Below are 15,791 nucleotides of genomic sequence, written 5' to 3' on the forward strand. Positions count from 1 at the left end.
CTCAAATACATAAACCAACAAAAACCAAGCGTCCTGACCACCGAAATTAATAGTAAAACTTTTACCCGCGCTGAGCTTGACGTTATATTTTTAATGTTGCAAAGACTTTCTGTTAAAGAGATCGCTAAGATATATAACATCAGCACTAAAACAATAGAAAACAGAATATATACTATTTATCAAAAATCTGATGTCCACACGTTGCAACAGTTTGAGGAGTTTTGCAAATTTGCACATTTGGATAATTATATTCCGGATCGACTGGTAGCAAAAGGAATCCAGTTTATCTGAACTACAAGGGTGCACTTTATCGTGATCAAAATTGAAGACTATCCATTAAGCCGCGTGCCGCAGGATAAAAGGGTTTCATTTTTAAGCGTTGCCATCGTTCACATGGGTATGTTGACTGCGCTGGATCAATTTATGCTGGGGGCGGTGCTGGGTAACTCCATGACACTGACTGAAGCATTCACCGCAATCCTTATTGGCAGCATAATATTTGGTGTGGTGACCTACGGTCTTGGGCTGGCCGGTATGCGTGAAGGGATCTCCGGTAGCCTGTTGGCTCGCTGGTGTGGCTTTGGTCGCTTAGGCTCAGTACTGATCGGGATTGTGGTGGCGGTGAGCTTACTGGGTTGGTTTGGTATACAAAACGCTATTTTCGCCAAATCGCTTGATTTCGCTTTGGGTAATAAACTGGGATTCGGATTCGCGGCAGCTTTATCGGGTAGCCTGCTGACTATCTTGGTGGCATTTGGTTTTAAGGCATTGCGCATCGCCGCACGTATTGCGGTTCCGATGTTTATTTTGCTGGTGGCTTATATCTCTATTAGTACGCTGTCCGGGCATAATCTGCATGAAATTATGCAGTTGATACCACCGGGTGATCCTCTGTCTATCAGCGCAGGTATCACTATCGTTGTCGGGGGCGCTATCGTGGCAAGCCTGATGACCCCTGACCTAACGCGTTATTCCAAAAATGGGAAGCATGTGTTGGGTGTGACGATTTTCACCATTGTGGCCGGGGAGTTCGTGGTCAATGGCCTGGCTATCTTGATTGCTAAAACGCTGGGAACAGCTGATGTGGTGACTATTATGTCTCAGGCCGCGGGTGGTGCAGGCTTGCTGGTGGTGGTGTTCTCAACATTAAGAGTTAATGACCTTAATCTGTACTCTTCGTCCCTCGGTATCGTCAATGCGGTCGAGGGGTTGACCGGGAAAAAACTGAAATACACCTTAACCACGTTAGTTATCGGCGTTCTGGGTACGACACTTTCCGTGTTAGGGATTTTGGATCGGTTTGTGGACTTCCTTACAGTGCTAGGCGTGGTATTCCCGCCGATTATCGGCATCATGCTGGTGGACTATTTTGTGTTGCGCTCTCATCGCAATATTCTGGATAAGAGTCGACTGGAAGGGAAACTCCCTGACGAAACTCAAACACCGGTTATCGGTTGGGTTGCCATTATCGCCAGTATTGTCGGCAGTGTTATCGGATTGGTGACTGAGTGGGGGATTCCAACCATTAACTCGCTGGTTGCCGCCAGCTTGATATATTGGCTATTCAAAGTGGCAGTCAGTCGTAATCAAAAAAGCATTGAATCAGAAAAAGCGATTTAACGTTATTCTGAATACTCCTCGCAGTGCGGGGAGTATTTGGAAATTCATTAATCTCGTCAGTTATTGTGATTGGAATTTGCTCTGTGTAACGCGTTCAGCGCAATATTGGCGACGGCCAATGCCGTATCAGGATTTGCCTCACTTTCTATATGCCAGGCGGCTGATAGCCCAGCCCATGCGACGACCCATGCAAGCAGGCGACACCGATCAAGGGCGGCGGTTTCCGCGATGATATCTACTTGCCTGATAAGACGCCCCGGCGAGGTGGCGACAACGAAATTGGGGTTACAAAAGATATTGGCAAAGTCAAAACCGCGTTCGCCGATCAGACCTTTAGGATCAATCGCCAGCCAGCCCCGAGGGCCGGCATCAAGTATATTGGCATGATGAATATCACCATGTAGAACAGTGATTTCTTGTGGTTCTGTGAGTAATTTTTCTGCGATAAATGCCGCATTAGCGAAAATTCCATCCTGTGTTTTTGCGGTGATTTCCAGTGATCGAAATTGGCTTGATAAGGTGGGTAGTTCGGGGAGTTGTGGCCTGTCTTGTGCGTGAAGACGAGCAACAACACGGCAGATAATCCGGCTGGCTTCGTCATCCTGACCACCACGAGCCATCTCTAACAACGACCGCAGCCCGGAAATCCGTTCGAGCAGAATGGCATCTTCTTCTTGTTCTAACACTCGGGCGGCTCCATCGCCTCCCCACCACACCATAAGTTGTGCGCCCAGACACTCATCTTTTGTCATCGCAATCTTCAGCATTGCGGGTTGGTTGCGATACAGTACCGGTTGCAGCCAGCTTGATGGTGTATGGAATGCCGCACCGTCTGCGGCCAGTTGCCAGCGCTCAAAATAGTGATGCAGTTTCGCTAAACCTGCGGTGAGTGTCGGTTGTTCCATTTTATCCTGTTTGAGAAAAGCGCAGCCTTAAGCCGCGCTCTGCCATTACCTATTCTATTATTTCAACAAGAACGATTGACCCTGTTTCAGCACTAAATCACAGGCTTTGGTTTTGATTTTTTCAGTGATTTGCTCACTGCCCAGATCGTTCAAATTCAAACTCTTACCTTCACCGGTTTTCAGTAATCCGCCTAAACCTTCCTGATAGTCCTGGCTCTTGGCATTTTCGGTACTGGTGATACCCAGTTTATTCATCAATTGGTCTTTAATCGCCGAAGTGCCATTGGCCGACAGGACATTGTTTTGTACGCAATATTGCAATATACCGGCAGCATTGGTCATGGTGCTGGCACTAAGCCCTTTATCGCCGCCATTGAGTAAGCCGGTCAATGACGACAATGAAGATGAGCTATCACCCGATTTACTGTATTGGTCAGCAGCACTTTTTACTGAATCCAATAGGCTATTGGCGTGAACGGTAGCCGTCAGCAGCGTGGTAGAAAAAGCCAAAGCCAGCGCCAGGCGATAAGTGGTGTTCATAGAAACTCCTGTTTTACAGCGGCCTCACTGCCATGAGGCCGTGATACCACCAGAAAGACTGCTAATTATTTTCTTCGGCGCTAAGAATAACGCAAAGGAGACATTTTGCTGATAGGTGTTATCTGATAACGCGGCAACTTGCTGAATTACCACGGGCTTCATATCGCGTTTAAATTCCCCCTATTAATGCCCATACCTTAGGCGCAAAACCTCCGGGTAAGGGTCAAAATAGCGCTGCTGGGCAAGATAGCTGTCGGGATATTCAGCTAAATAATGTTTGAGCAGGGTAATGGGGGCAAGCAGTGGCTGACTGCCTTGACGATAACGCAAAATCAGTTGTGCCAGCTCGCTGCGTTGCCGGGGGCTGAGTTGGTTGCTGAAATAGCCTTGGACATGCTGCAAGACATTGGTGTGACCACGGCGCGAGGAGTGTTGGCTCATCAGGGCCATCAGCCGGTTACGGTATTCAAAAGCACATTCATTAATTGAAGGCCATTGGTCGATAGCCGCAACGAAACGCCCTAATTCACGGTAGGCAGGTTGCGAATGAGCTAGTAATAATAATTTATAGCGGCTATGGAAAGCGATCAGCCGGGCGCGGCTCATGCCTTGTTGCCATAGCTGATTAAACTCGTGTAAGGCATAGATTCGTGCCACAAAATTCTCTTTCAGCTCTGGGTCACACAGGCGGCCATCTTCCTCAATGGGGAGCCACGGTAGTTGGCGCATTAATTCTTGAGTGAAAATGCCAGTACCACTTTTGCGGTTATTTTTGCCATCGGCTTCATACACCCGCACCCGCTCCATGCCGCAGCTAGGGGATTTGGCGCAAACCACATAGCCGCTTAAATGCTGCAATCCCGCAATTCTTTTCGCGGAGAAGTCCTGCATGGCGCGGGTCAGGTCGGTTTCTGGTTGGTTACTAAAGCTGAGACGAATATCATCAGCGCCTGCTTTAACCAAGCGTAGCGCTGGGCGGGGCGAAGGCAGCCCGATTGCCATCTCTGGGCAGACCGGCTCAAAATGAACAAAAGGGGCCAACTCGTCCACGGCAAATGTTAGACGTTTATGCCCGCCATCGAAACGTACTTTCTCACCTAACAGGCAAGCGCTGATACCGACGGCGATTTTGTCTGACATGGTTTTGCCTCATTATTTATCGTGATTACACTTATCTACCTTCATTATAGTTAAGGTCTAAGCATTTCCGGTACTGGTGATGATCAGTTTACTCATTAAGCATTTTGCTGATAGGTGTCATCTTATAACGCGGAATATTCCCAATATATCGGGGCCAATAATCCTATAATTATCAGCCCCGGAGTAATACGAGTCAGTTTTTACCCTTCATTAACGGCTGGCTTTGATTGGCGAAATTTACGTACTACTCGCAGGATTGGCGGCAGCACCAACACCAGCACGGCCAGTATTAGCAAGCTTTTTGCAATAGGGCTCGACCACAAAATAGTGTAATTACCATTGCTAATGGACAGTGCACGACGCAGGTTTTGCTCCAGCATTTCGCCCAGAACAAAGCCTAAAATCAGCGGGGACATGGGGAAGTTCATTTTTCTCAGCAGATAGCCAAAGATACCCAATCCGACCATGAGCATCAGGTCGAAAGTGGTGCTGTGCACCGCATAGACCCCCACCGCAGAGACTGCTGCAATGGCGGGGACCAGGAACCATAACGGAATGGTTAACATGCGGGTGAAGAAGCCAACCAGAGGTAGGTTCATCAGCAGTAATATAACGTTGGCTATCAACAGCGAGGCAATTAACCCCCAGACAATATCCGGTTGCTCGGTGAACATCGCAGGCCCCGGTGTGATGTTATACAGGGTCAATGCTCCCATCATTACCGCCGTAGTGCCTGAGCCTGGAACGCCCAGAGTGAGCATCGGAATAAAAGATCCACAGGCAGAAGCATTATTCGCCGCTTCAGGTGCGGCAACACCACGAATATCCCCTTTACCAAAACTATCGCTGTTACCACTGATGCGCTTTTCGGTCATGTAGGTCAGCGCACTGGCGATGGTTGCCCCTGCGCCCGGCAAAATCCCAACAAAGAAACCGATCACTGAAGATCGCAGTGTTGGCCCGACACATTCTGCCGCTTCTTTGCGGTTGAACATCAGGCGACCGGTTTTACGCACCAGTTTCTGGCCGGTACTGGTACTTTCCAGCATCAACAAGATCTCACTGACCGAGAACAAGCCGATCACCACCACGATAAATTGAATTCCATCAGAGAGGTGGACACTATCAAAGGTGAAGCGATAAACGCCGGTGTTTGCATCAACACCAACTGTCGCCAACCCCAATCCGATTAAGGCGGCTAGCAGTGATTTCAAGGGGTTTTGGCTCATCATGCTGCCAAGGCAGGCGATGGCGAAGACCATTAACGCGAAATACTCCGATGGGCCGAATGCCAGTGACCACTGTGCCAGTAGCGGTGCAAACAGAATGATCCCACCAATAGCCAAGAGTGAACCAACAAATGAGCTAACTGCTGAAATGGATAGCGCTACACCGGCACGGCCCTGCTGCGCCATCGGATAACCATCAAGGGCGGTCATGATAGCCGCGGCATCACCGGGGACATTAAGTAATATGGATGAGATGCGCCCACCATATTCACAACCGATATAAACCGTAGCCAGCAAGATCAGGGCAGACTCGGCGGGCAGTTTTAGGGCAAAAGCGAGTGGCAGCAAAATGGCCACGCCGTTGATCGGCCCCAGTCCTGGGAGTAAGCCAACAATGGTACCGATAAAGCAGCCTATCAGGGCAATCATCAGGTTTTGTGGTGTTAATGCCACCTCAAATCCTTGCGATAAATACATCCAAGTTTCCATCACAGCCTCGTTAGTTCAGCCAAACGCCAAGTGGTAGGGTGACATCAAGTAAATAGTCAAAGGCATAGAATAATGACGCGCCCAGAACCACGCCGGACAGCGCAGCGACCCATATTTTTGCCTCAAATAACAATGCGATGCTAAATGTTAGTAGGGCTGTCGCCAGCGGGAATCCAAGCGACTCAAATCCCCAGGCATAGAGCACCAGCGTAATCACCATCACCAACAGGCGATGCAATACTTTGGCGTGCGGCCATGCGATAACGTCTGGTTTACGCAGCAGCAATAGCACCGCGCACAGTGTCATTAACGCCAGAATTGCCATCGGGAAAGGGCGCGGGCCTAGCGGCTCGTAACTGTATTCGCTTTGAATTCCCCAGCCGATAAATAAGCCGCTGATACAGAGCAGGATCCAGATACTGGCAAAAATACGATCGCTCATGATCTTTCTCCTTAATTATTTGGCCAGCCCGAATGCTTTAGCTTGTTCACGATATTGTTCAATCTGTTTTTTGACATACACATCCAGCTCTTTGCCGGTCAGGTTGAACTCAAATAAGCCGCGTAATTCACGCTGTTTTTTGAACTCGTCAGTTTGTACCAAGGTGTTAAAGGTCTCCGTCCACCATTGATATTCGGCATCACTGACCTTCGGCCCGAGATAGAAACCACGAATAATCGGCCACACTAAATTGAAGCCTTGTTCTTTAGCCGTAGGAATATTAGCCAGTTGGCCAGGCAGGCGTTGTTCTGCATAAACAGCCAAGATCCGTAGTTTGTCGCCTGCCAGATAGGGCACCATTTCACTTAAGTCCCCGGACACCGCCTGAATATGGTTACCTAACAATGCGGTAACCGGTTCACCGCCACCCTCAAAGGCCACATAGCGCATTTTATGGGGATCGACGCCCACCTCACGGGCCAGTAACGCTGTTTTCATCCAGTCCTGGCTGCCAATCGAGGCACCGGCCCCGAATACCACGCTGTTAGGATCTTGTTTAAAGGCATCCATCAGATCTTTTAGCGTTTTATAGGGAGAGTCAGCCCGCACGGCGATCATGCCGTAATCAGTGCCAACGGCCGCCAACCACTTCACATCGTCAGGGCTATAACGGCCAAATTTATTTTGTGCCAGATTAAGTAAAGAGCCGCCGGAGAACGCGACCACGGTGCCAAACTCTGCTGGCCGTTGCGCGACGATGGCGTTATAGGCAACCGCTCCGACACCTCCCGGCATATAGCTGACCCGCATCGGGCGATCAATTGCTTTAGTCTCTTGCAGGGAAACCTGAATCAATTTACAGGTAAGATCAAAGCCGCCGCCGGGTTTGGCCGGCGCAATACATTCTGTTCTGCCAGGTGCCTCGATAGCCTGTGCCATTTGTGCTGTCAGTATCAGAATCGAGGCGGCTAAAGTGCGGGTAATTATCCTTTTCATATTATTCCCTCATTATTTTCTTCTAAATTGTGAGCCTTCCCGCGATTGCGAGGTTGCTGAATTGTTAATAGATTAACCTTTCAGTTACCTTTCAATGGGAAGGAAAAAGTACAGGATGTGATATGCGTCTCTTGTTGGTAGAGGATCACCCCGAGTTATCTCACTGGTTACAGAAAGCATTGACTCATGCGGGCTTCGCTGTGGATGTGGCAAATGATGGTGTTGCCGCCGATCATTTGCTGCAAAACGAAAATTACACGCTGGTGGTATTGGATGTGGCGTTGCCACGTTTGAACGGGTTAGATTTGCTGGCCCGGCTACGTAAGCGTGGGCAAACGCTGCCGGTGCTGTTGTTGACCGCCAGAACGGAAGTGGCAGACCGGGTGAAAGGACTGAACTTGGGGGCGGATGACTATTTGACGAAACCGTTTGAACTGGATGAACTGGAGGCGCGGATACGTGCTCTATTACGGCGTAGTGTCGGCGGAACCGGGCAGGCGGTGCAATTTGGTGAGTTGACCTATCACGACGAAGGTTACTTTCTGTTAGCGGATAAGCCATTGGCGCTGACACCGCGGGAATCGGCAGTATTAACCTCACTGATGCATCGCCGGGGTAGGCCAGTTGCCAAACAACAACTGTTTGAGCAGGTATTTACCTTATCTGATGATGCCAATCCAGAAAGTATTGAACTGTATGTGCATCGGGTGCGTAAAAAGCTGCATGGCAGTAATGTCTCTATCCAGACTTTACGCGGTTTAGGTTACAGCCTGGAATGCACTGATGGCGTGCTCTAACACGACTGTGCCACGATGGTTTAAAGCCCCACGTTCGCTGTTTCATCAATTGCTGCTGTTTTTTGGTGTCCCGCTACTGATTTTGGGCGGGATCTCTATTTATACCCATTATATCAGTGCGATGAATGCGGCTACGTTAGCTTATGACCGCACGTTATTAGCCTCTGCCCGAACGGTGGCGGAGCGGTTGGTTGTTCGTCATGGGCAGCTAGAGGTTGATGTCCCTTATATTGTCCTCGATAGTTTTGAGCGCAATATGAATGATCAGCTTTACTATCAGGTGATTACGCCAGAGGGGAAAAGTATAGCTGGCTACAATGATTTACCGCCTTTCCCGCTGAATACGCCACGATCTCTTCTCTACCCTGCATTGGTACATTTTTATGATGCCGAGTACCGAGGCAAACCAATACGTGTGGCTGCGCTTTATCAACCGGTTAATGAGTCTGGTGTTATGGGGATGGCGATGGTGCTGGTGGCTGAAACGCTAGCATCCCGCCATGATCTGGCACAGCAGATCATGATATCGGCAGTCTTGACCCAAGGTACGCTGGTGCTCTTGACGCTGGTAATGGCGTATATCTTACTCAAAGGCATTCTCAAGCCACTACGTAAGCTGTCGGGCCTGATGCTGCGTCGAGATCCCGGTGAGCTGACCCCGCTCCCCAAAGTGTTACCATGGTCAGAAATGGAACCGTTGTTATTGGCCTTTGATCGCTACATCGAGCGTTTACGGGAAATGGTGGCACGTCAGGGGCGCTTTAGTGCTGATGCCTCTCATCAATTGCGTACACCGTTAACGGTGTTGAAAACGCAGGTGGCGGTGGCTCTGGCCAGTGACTCCCCACAACAATGGCGTGAAAGCCTGGTGGCGATGCGCGGGACACTGGATCACACCGTTTCCCTGACGGATCGGTTATTGCAATTATCACGGATGAAAGTACACGAGCGCAGACTACAACCGGTTAATCTCGGCCCACTATTACGTGACGCGTGTTTTGCACACCTTGCTCAAGCCCGCAGCAAGCAGATTGATCTGGGCTATGAGGGGGGGTCTGAGTGCTGGATCGAGGGGGATGCCTTATTGCTGACTGAACTGTGCGATAACCTGCTGGATAACGCGTTGAAATACACGCCAAAGCATGGCGTGGTGACGGTACGGTTGGTTATAGGCGGTGACACAGGGCGCTGTTGGTTAGAAATAGAAGACAGTGGCCCTGGTATTGCACAAGATGAAGCTGCGCAAGCGCTGATGCCATTCCACCGGTTGGATAATGTGGGTGAGCAGCAAGGGGCGGGGCTGGGGTTAGCATTGGTAAAAGACATTACGACCTACCATAAAACCCGCCCAGAGTTATTGCACAGTGAGTTGCTAGGCGGTTTATGGGTGCGGATAAGTTTTAGCGTGTGCGCGTGATGTGGCTCAGTCGCTAAATTTGCCATGTGGTTCCAACATGCGGGCAGCGTAGGAAATCGGCTGCCCGTGTCGGCTAAGGCATCAGGCCGATAAATACTGTTTTCTTGCGTGGGCCGGTCATCAATCCCTCCAGTTGCTCGACACACTTCAGGTAATGGGGGGTTTTCTTGTGGGCCGCCACCGCAGCTTCATCGGTATAGGCTTCATAGATATAAAAACGGGTTGGGATCGTCTCGTCCCTTAGCACATCAAAACGCAAGTTCCCCGCCTCGCGGATAGAACCCTGATGATTGGCGCGAAAAACCTCAATAAACTGTTCAACTTTGTCATCTTTCACATTAATTTCGACGAGAGTCACGTGCATATTTGTCTCCTGATTACCAAAGGTCTCCTGATTACCGAAGACCTTCTTGTCACGGCTTACCAGTCACTGACTGGCAGCGATGCCCACTCAACCTTTTTCATCTAAGAACAGCTTATAGGCTGTTTGTGCATTTTCATTTTTATGTACCACCGCATGAACCGCTTTCAGCATGGCAATCGGGGCTTCTGACTGGAAGATATTGCGCCCCATATCTACACCTGACGCTCCCTGATCAATGGCTTGATAGCACATTTCCAATGCATCGCGTTCTGGCAGTTTCTTACCACCGGCAATGACGATAGGCACTGGACAACCGGCAGCGATACGTTCAAACCCACTGTCGACATAATAGGTTTTGATCACCTGTGCGCCCATCTCAGCGGCAATTCGGGTAGCCAGAGAGAAGTAGCGCTGGTCGCGAGCCATGTCTTTACCGACGCCAGTCACGGCCATGGTAGGCATGCCGTAGCGCATTCCCTGATCAACTAATTGAATGATATTTTTAATCGACTGATGCTCGTGTTCAGTGCCGATATAGACTTGTGCAGCCACGGCGCAGGAGTTGAGCCGCAATGCATCTTCCATTGCCACCGCCACCGCTTCGTTGGATAAATCAGTCAGAATCGAGTTGGCACCAGATGCGCGCAGTACTACCGGGCGATTGGCCGACGCGGGGACGATACTGCGCAAAATGCCACGGGTACACATTAGGACGTCGGCATATTCAAACAGCGGGGCGATATTGATATCAATCCGCTCCAGGCCAGTGGTCGGCCCCTGAAAATAACCGTGATCAAATGCCAGCATTACCGTGCGATTGGTTTTCGGATTGAAAATTCGCGCCAGCCGGGATTGCATCCCCCAATCCAGTGAACCTGAGCCTTTCAGTGTAAAGGCAGGATTTATCTGCGGCACGCCAATACCGAAATCTTTACCGTCTTTAATATCGTCTAAATCAGCCATCTGTTATTACTCCCTTAGTCCTGTTCCGGCCCGCCGGTGGACGGGCCGCCGAGATTAAAAATCGTATTTGTCGATGTTTTCTTTAGTGAAAATGACCCGCTGTGGCAGTAACACAATGCCGCTGCCTTTGGCCTCATGGTCATAGCCCTGAATGCTATTCGGTGCCACTTCAACCACACCAATGTTCGGGATATCAATTTTATCGCCGACATTCAGGTCGCCTTTTTTCAGCATTTCATTGGCGACATAAACTGAAATCTTGCCTTGATTAACCACATCCCACAGACCGAATTCCTTGACCGTGCCGCGCTGAACATAAGGGCGCATCACGTTTGGAGTACTGAAGCCGACGATCGCCACGTTGTCGCGTTTCAGGTTTTCTGCTGCTTGCGCCGCAGCGGGCAGGGCGTTGGCATCTGGGGCAATAATGGCATCCAGATCGCTATAAGCTTTTAAGATGCCCTCTGCGGTTTGAAGTGATTTTGTGGCATCGTTATAGCCGAACTGGGTGGTAACCACTTCCCAACCGGGGTGATCTTGTTGGATTTTTTTCTTCGCTTCATTGACCCATTGGTTCTGATCGGTAACCGTCGGGCTGGAATAGAAGAAGGCGACCTTGGCTTTATCTTTTTTCACTTGATTCGCGGCCATATCGACCAGCATCGAACCCAATTGATTCGGGGTACCTTGGTTGATGTAAACCGAGCGACATTCTGGTTTGGTATCAGAGTCCCAGGTCAAGATTTTGACACCCCGTTGCATCGCGCGTTTTAACGCTGGGCACAGTCCATCCGGTGAGACTGCCGAAACCACAATGGCGTTGTAACCCTGATTGACGAAGTTATTGATTAACTGAACCTGGCCGGAAACACTCGGTTCTGTCGGGCCATCGTAGGTCACATCCACACCCAGCTCTTTACCGGCATCAACGGCACCTTTACCGCCGCTGGTGAAGAAGCCGACCCCGACCAGTTTCGGGATAAATGCGATGCGTTCTGCCGCTTGAGCAGTAGTGATACAGGCAAATCCAAGGGCACAAACCAGTGCCAGCTTTTTTAATCTTTGTGTTTTCATTGCTATCTCCGAAGAAGCTAGGGGTAGAGGTGTTGGCAATTTCACTACAAAAGAAAACAGGTATTAACTTAGGGTGTGTCTGCTGCGACGACGTTGCAGCCATTCATGAATCAGATGTCGGTGCAGGCTGATAGAGCGCCCAACCACCACCAGAATCAGCAATGCACCGGACAACGCACTCGATATCTGGTTTGGTGTGCCAATCATTTGCAAACCTTGCTGTAAGTAACCCACCAGTAATACCGCCAGTGCCGTCCCGAGGATGGAGCCAGAGCCGCCGTAGATGTTAGCGCCCCCCAGTACCACTGCGGTGATGGCTGGCATCAGGAACGAAGCCCCCAAATCAGAGCGTGCCGAACCGAAATAAGAGACCAATAGGACCGCGGCAATCGCAGACGCCACCCCCGTCAGGGCATACAGGATGCATAAGGTACGCGCGACGGGCAGGGCGCTGTAACGGGCCACCCGACTGTTTTGCCCGATAAGAAATACGTTGCGGCCGCTATGGGTGCGGTGCATCAGTAGCCAGAACAGCAGCACGCAGACCATAAAGATAACCAGTGGGACGGGCAGGCCGAACAACGTTTGGTTGGCAAAATCGGTAAAGGCTGTTGGGAAGCCGCCAATGCCCTCATAGCCGGTCGCGCCGGAAATGCCGGACAACAGCAAGGCGCTGCCGCCGAACAGGTACATGGTGCCTAGAGTTATGACCAACGGGTTGACGCCGGTATACAGAATCAGCCCGGCATTAATCAAACCGCATAACGCACCAACCACCAGTGTCAGCGGGATCGCGACACTCATGGGGACGCCAGCTTGAAACATCACGCCTAGGAATATGGAGCACAATCCGATAGTTGAACCGAATGAGATGTCAATTCCGCCACTGACAATCACCATGGTCAGCGGCAAAGCTACAATGCCGATGCAGATGAAATCACTGGTACTGAACAGCAGTACGTTGATATCCAGCATGCGAGAATTCGATAAACCAAACAGCAGGATTTCCAGCACTAACAGTGCAACCAAGGCCAGTTCCCATCCATAACGGCGATAAATATTCATCGCGCTACCTCTTTTTATACCCTTCATCTTTCAAATTGCAGGTGTGTTACCTGCTTCGTTTACCCGAATCACTTACCACTGTAAGCTCATCGGGATTCTCTCGTTTGCCGCCTTCCTGCATCATGAAATCTATTGGGTATAACGTTTTTCTTCTTATCCGAAGTTGTCGACTTACCAGAAACTGCCGGGCGAGCATTAAAGCGAGCATATTTCTGCCGGCGGATATTGCGCTCAATGGCACAACGCAGGCGGCCATCGAACACCAGTACACCCAGCAACACCAAACCGGCAATAAAGTCATTCCACCACGCAGGCAGGCGCAGTAGCACCAGCACGCTGTCGATTTGTGTTAATAGGTAAGCCCCCAGAATGGCCCCGAGAATGGTGCCGGTACCACCGAGCAGGCTGATCCCACCGAGAACACAGGCGGCGATGGCTTTCATCTCTAACCCACTGCCCGTCTGATTAGGGATAAAGCCAATTTGGGAGGCGAAGACAATCCCCGCCAGCGCGGCCATCACCCCATTCATTGAGAAGGCAAAAATACGAATACTGTCGGTGCGGATCCCCAGTTGGCGTGCACCCTGCAAGTTATCGCCGGTAGCATAGAAACTGCGGCCAAAGGCGGTTTTACCTAGCAACAAGGCCATAGCTACAATCAGCAGCATAATTAGCCAGCCGATAGGAGAGATAGAAAACAGAATCGGGGTGGATAAACTTTTCAAGTCTGCCGGCAGCCCTTCTATCCATTTCCCGCCGGTTATCAATAGCATCAGGCCGCGATACAACCCCAGCGTACCCAGGGTGGCGACAATCGCCGGGATGCGCAGCCAGGTAACCAAAATGCCATTAAAGAAGCCTGTCACCATGCCGACCAGCAGAGCAAACAGGCAGGAGATTGCCAGCCCGAAACCCGCATTGAGCGCCATACCCACAGTGACGGCACATAAGCCGGTAATGGAGCCGACGGACACATCGATATTGCGGGTTAGCATCACCATGGTGGCGCCGATGGCTAACAGGATCAGGATCTGTGCGCTGCTGAAAATCATGGTGAAGGTTTGCAAGGTGAAGTAATTACTGTCGATCACACCAAGCAAGGCAAATAAAGCCAAAATCGCCAACAGCGCGGTACCTTCGCGATTGTTTTGAATAAATTGATAGCTTTGAATAAATTTCAACATGATGCGCCCTCGCTTTCAGCAGATTGGCGCGCATCGGTATTATGTTCACCAAAGGCCAGATGCATAATAGTATCGACATTCATTTCCGCCCCACTGACTGCGCCACTGATTTCACCCTGATGCATGACCAACACCCGGGAAGCCATCTGCACGACTTCTTCCAGATCTGACGAGATAAAAATGATCGCCACATGCTGAGAGGCAATACTGCGGATCAATTGATAAATATCGCTGCGCGCTGATACATCTACGCCACGAGTAGGCTCATCAATAATCAGTAGCAACGGATTGGCCTCAAGGCATTTCGCAATCAACAGCTTTTGTTGATTGCCACCGGACAAGGTGCGCACGGGTTGCTCGAGGTGACTGAACTTAATATTTAGTGCCCGCCGATAGCGTTCCAGAATGGCGGCTTCCTGTGCCGGATGTGTCCATAACCCCTGATTACCCTGGGTGAGCGAGCAGACATTCCAACTGAGCGGAGCATCCAGATAGAGGCCGGAGGCTTGACGGTCTTCCGGCAAATAAACCAACCCGGTTGCCAGACGATTGACGGTTTTCATCAATGTGATATCAATCCCTTCCAGCCTGACGTGGCCACCGCTGGCGGGTCGTAAACCATAGAGTGTTTCCGCGAGTTCTGTTCTGCCCGCACCAACCACCCCCGCTAATCCCAGGATTTCACCGGCATGCACCTCAAAAGAGATATGGGCAAAACCTTCACCACTCAGATCGGCAACTTCTATCACCGGTTGATTGGACTGAGCACGCGCTTGAGAGCGGCGGTTACCGGGCAGCTCCAGCCATAGCTTCTGGGTATCAGATAATTCGCTGTTTTTGGTCTGTGGCTTAATAGCCTGAATAATCGTATCGATGGAGAAATCAGTGGTGGCGCCACTTAGAGCGATGCCACCATCACGCATGACACTGACCCAATCTGCCAGTTGACGAATTTCAGGTAATTTGTGGGAGATAAATACCACTCCGACACCTTGCTGCAATAACATTTTGATTTGGCTAAATAGACGATTGGTTTCCGCCGGTGTTAGTGACGCTGTTGGCTCATCAAGGATCAAAATACGTGAGTCACGCATCAGGCCGCGCATAATTTCTACTAACTGTTGATCTGCTACATCCAGTGAACCGGCGCTGACTGACAGATCCAAATGGCAACCCAGGTTTTTGAGTAATTGCGCCATCTTCTTCTTGTCAGCCTGATGTTTGGGCAAACGAAACAGAATATTTTCTTGTACCGACAGATTGGCAAATAGCATCGGTTCTTGGGGGACCAAATAGATACCGAGTTGATGTGCTTTTGCTGGGGTAAGGTTAAGGCAGGGTTGCCCATTGATCTCGATGGTACCGCTGTCTGGTGGCAGCACGCCGGCGATGATCTTCATCAACGTCGATTTCCCCGCGCCATTTCCTCCCAACAGGGCATGTACCTGTCCTGGTTGCAGAGTAAAGTCGATACTCTTCAATACCACTACGCCGGAAAACTGCTTGCTGATACCACGAACCTGGAGCAGCGGTGGCGGATTGGTGTGCGGCATCAGTGGCTCCTGT

The 15,791-nt window shown here is 50.4% G+C and carries 17 protein-coding genes; 4 read left to right on the forward strand and 13 right to left on the reverse strand.

Annotation, left to right across the window (positions count from 1 at the left end; all coding sequences use genetic code 11):
• Positions 1 to 291: helix-turn-helix transcriptional regulator (locus tag V1952_RS13550; protein WP_420074920.1), on the forward strand; the 291-nt coding region annotated here is incomplete at its 5' end.
• A 21-nt stretch (positions 292 to 312) separates the two neighbouring features.
• A complete protein-coding gene (locus V1952_RS13555) occupies positions 313 to 1,620 on the forward strand; it encodes a cytosine permease (protein WP_420074921.1) in 1,308 nt (435 codons plus the stop codon).
• Positions 1,621 to 1,676: 56 nt separating this feature from the next.
• Here the strand turns inward: V1952_RS13555 and V1952_RS13560 are convergent, their stop codons facing one another.
• The 7 genes from V1952_RS13560 to V1952_RS13590 form a co-directional block, all read right to left on the reverse strand.
• Positions 1,677 to 2,525, reverse strand: coding sequence for an aminoglycoside phosphotransferase family protein (locus V1952_RS13560; RefSeq protein WP_420074922.1), 849 nt, complete (start codon positions 2,523 to 2,525; stop codon positions 1,677 to 1,679).
• A 57-nt stretch (positions 2,526 to 2,582) separates the two neighbouring features.
• Entirely contained in the window at positions 2,583 to 3,065 is a 483-nt protein-coding gene (locus V1952_RS13565) for a DUF2501 domain-containing protein (protein ID WP_420074923.1), read from the reverse strand.
• Between the two features lie 24 nt (positions 3,066 to 3,089).
• The gene (locus V1952_RS13570) at positions 3,090 to 3,227 is read right to left on the reverse strand and encodes a hypothetical protein (RefSeq protein ID WP_193784736.1); all 138 of its coding nucleotides are present in this window, start codon (positions 3,225 to 3,227) and stop codon (positions 3,090 to 3,092) included.
• Between the two features lie 21 nt (positions 3,228 to 3,248).
• The gene (locus V1952_RS13575) at positions 3,249 to 4,205 is read right to left on the reverse strand and encodes a YbgA family protein (RefSeq protein ID WP_372557904.1); all 957 of its coding nucleotides are present in this window, start codon (positions 4,203 to 4,205) and stop codon (positions 3,249 to 3,251) included.
• 200 nt (positions 4,206 to 4,405) lie between these two features.
• Positions 4,406 to 5,923: a tripartite tricarboxylate transporter permease gene (locus tag V1952_RS13580; protein WP_372557905.1), complete on the reverse strand. Its 1,518-nt coding sequence runs from the start codon at positions 5,921 to 5,923 to the stop codon at positions 4,406 to 4,408.
• 10 nt (positions 5,924 to 5,933) lie between these two features.
• On the reverse strand, positions 5,934 to 6,365 hold the full coding sequence (locus V1952_RS13585; protein ID WP_083160778.1) for a tripartite tricarboxylate transporter TctB family protein: 432 nt from the start codon (positions 6,363 to 6,365) through the stop codon (positions 5,934 to 5,936).
• Between the two features lie 15 nt (positions 6,366 to 6,380).
• Positions 6,381 to 7,361, reverse strand: a complete 981-nt coding sequence (locus V1952_RS13590; RefSeq protein WP_372557906.1) for a Bug family tripartite tricarboxylate transporter substrate binding protein — start codon at positions 7,359 to 7,361, stop codon at positions 6,381 to 6,383.
• Between the two features lie 122 nt (positions 7,362 to 7,483).
• On the opposite strand from V1952_RS13590, the gene tctD reads away from it, so the two are divergent.
• Both tctD and V1952_RS13600 read left to right on the forward strand, forming a co-directional pair.
• Positions 7,484 to 8,158, forward strand: coding sequence for a transcriptional regulator TctD (gene tctD / locus V1952_RS13595; protein WP_372557907.1), 675 nt, complete (start codon positions 7,484 to 7,486; stop codon positions 8,156 to 8,158).
• Positions 8,145 to 9,575, forward strand: a complete 1,431-nt coding sequence (locus tag V1952_RS13600; RefSeq protein ID WP_372557908.1) for a sensor histidine kinase — start codon at positions 8,145 to 8,147, stop codon at positions 9,573 to 9,575. The genes tctD and V1952_RS13600 overlap by 14 nt, the downstream gene beginning before the upstream one ends.
• A 73-nt stretch (positions 9,576 to 9,648) precedes the next feature.
• On the opposite strand, the gene lsrG is transcribed toward V1952_RS13600, so the two are convergent.
• From lsrG to lsrA, 6 genes are all read right to left on the reverse strand, one after another.
• Positions 9,649 to 9,939 (reverse strand): (4S)-4-hydroxy-5-phosphonooxypentane-2,3-dione isomerase, encoded by a 291-nt coding sequence (gene lsrG, locus V1952_RS13605; RefSeq protein WP_372557909.1) that lies wholly within the window; start codon positions 9,937 to 9,939, stop codon positions 9,649 to 9,651.
• An 87-nt stretch (positions 9,940 to 10,026) separates the two neighbouring features.
• Entirely contained in the window at positions 10,027 to 10,902 is an 876-nt protein-coding gene (gene lsrF / locus V1952_RS13610) for a 3-hydroxy-5-phosphonooxypentane-2,4-dione thiolase (protein WP_083160768.1), read from the reverse strand.
• 54 nt (positions 10,903 to 10,956) lie between these two features.
• A complete protein-coding gene (lsrB, locus tag V1952_RS13615) occupies positions 10,957 to 11,976 on the reverse strand; it encodes an autoinducer 2 ABC transporter substrate-binding protein LsrB (protein WP_372557910.1) in 1,020 nt (339 codons plus the stop codon).
• Between the two features lie 63 nt (positions 11,977 to 12,039).
• The gene (gene lsrD, locus V1952_RS13620) at positions 12,040 to 13,041 is read right to left on the reverse strand and encodes an autoinducer 2 ABC transporter permease LsrD (protein WP_372557911.1); all 1,002 of its coding nucleotides are present in this window, start codon (positions 13,039 to 13,041) and stop codon (positions 12,040 to 12,042) included.
• 86 nt (positions 13,042 to 13,127) lie between these two features.
• Positions 13,128 to 14,225: an autoinducer 2 ABC transporter permease LsrC gene (lsrC, locus tag V1952_RS13625; RefSeq protein ID WP_372557912.1), complete on the reverse strand. Its 1,098-nt coding sequence runs from the start codon at positions 14,223 to 14,225 to the stop codon at positions 13,128 to 13,130.
• Entirely contained in the window at positions 14,219 to 15,778 is a 1,560-nt protein-coding gene (gene lsrA, locus V1952_RS13630) for an autoinducer 2 ABC transporter ATP-binding protein LsrA (RefSeq protein ID WP_372557913.1), read from the reverse strand. Before lsrA ends, lsrC begins: the two co-directional genes overlap by 7 nt.
• Between the last annotated feature and the right edge of the window lie 13 nt (positions 15,779 to 15,791).

Origin of the sequence: Yersinia sp. 2542 StPb PI (genome assembly GCF_048593855.1) — a bacterium.
Taxonomy (GTDB): Bacteria; Pseudomonadota; Gammaproteobacteria; order Enterobacterales; family Enterobacteriaceae; genus Yersinia; species Yersinia enterocolitica_E.

Bases quoted from the DNA above. Each gene is read 5' to 3' on its own strand.
- V1952_RS13560 (WP_420074922.1), bottom strand. From the start codon at position 2,525: ATGGAACAACCGACACTCACCGCAGGTTTAGCGAAACTGCATCACTAT.
- V1952_RS13565 (WP_420074923.1), bottom strand. From the start codon at position 3,065: ATGAACACCACTTATCGCCTGGCGCTGGCTTTGGCTTTTTCTACCACG.
- V1952_RS13570 (WP_193784736.1), bottom strand. From the start codon at position 3,227: ATGAAGCCCGTGGTAATTCAGCAAGTTGCCGCGTTATCAGATAACACC.
- V1952_RS13575 (WP_372557904.1), bottom strand. From the start codon at position 4,205: ATGTCAGACAAAATCGCCGTCGGTATCAGCGCTTGCCTGTTAGGTGAG.
- V1952_RS13580 (WP_372557905.1), bottom strand. From the start codon at position 5,923: ATGGAAACTTGGATGTATTTATCGCAAGGATTTGAGGTGGCATTAACA.
- V1952_RS13585 (WP_083160778.1), bottom strand. From the start codon at position 6,365: ATGAGCGATCGTATTTTTGCCAGTATCTGGATCCTGCTCTGTATCAGC.
- V1952_RS13590 (WP_372557906.1), bottom strand. From the start codon at position 7,361: ATGAAAAGGATAATTACCCGCACTTTAGCCGCCTCGATTCTGATACTG.
- tctD (WP_372557907.1), top strand. From the start codon at position 7,484: ATGCGTCTCTTGTTGGTAGAGGATCACCCCGAGTTATCTCACTGGTTA.
- V1952_RS13600 (WP_372557908.1), top strand. From the start codon at position 8,145: ATGGCGTGCTCTAACACGACTGTGCCACGATGGTTTAAAGCCCCACGT.
- lsrG (WP_372557909.1), bottom strand. From the start codon at position 9,939: ATGCACGTGACTCTCGTCGAAATTAATGTGAAAGATGACAAAGTTGAA.
- lsrF (WP_083160768.1), bottom strand. From the start codon at position 10,902: ATGGCTGATTTAGACGATATTAAAGACGGTAAAGATTTCGGTATTGGC.
- lsrB (WP_372557910.1), bottom strand. From the start codon at position 11,976: ATGAAAACACAAAGATTAAAAAAGCTGGCACTGGTTTGTGCCCTTGGA.
- lsrD (WP_372557911.1), bottom strand. From the start codon at position 13,041: ATGAATATTTATCGCCGTTATGGATGGGAACTGGCCTTGGTTGCACTG.
- lsrC (WP_372557912.1), bottom strand. From the start codon at position 14,225: ATGTTGAAATTTATTCAAAGCTATCAATTTATTCAAAACAATCGCGAA.
- lsrA (WP_372557913.1), bottom strand. From the start codon at position 15,778: ATGCCGCACACCAATCCGCCACCGCTGCTCCAGGTTCGTGGTATCAGC.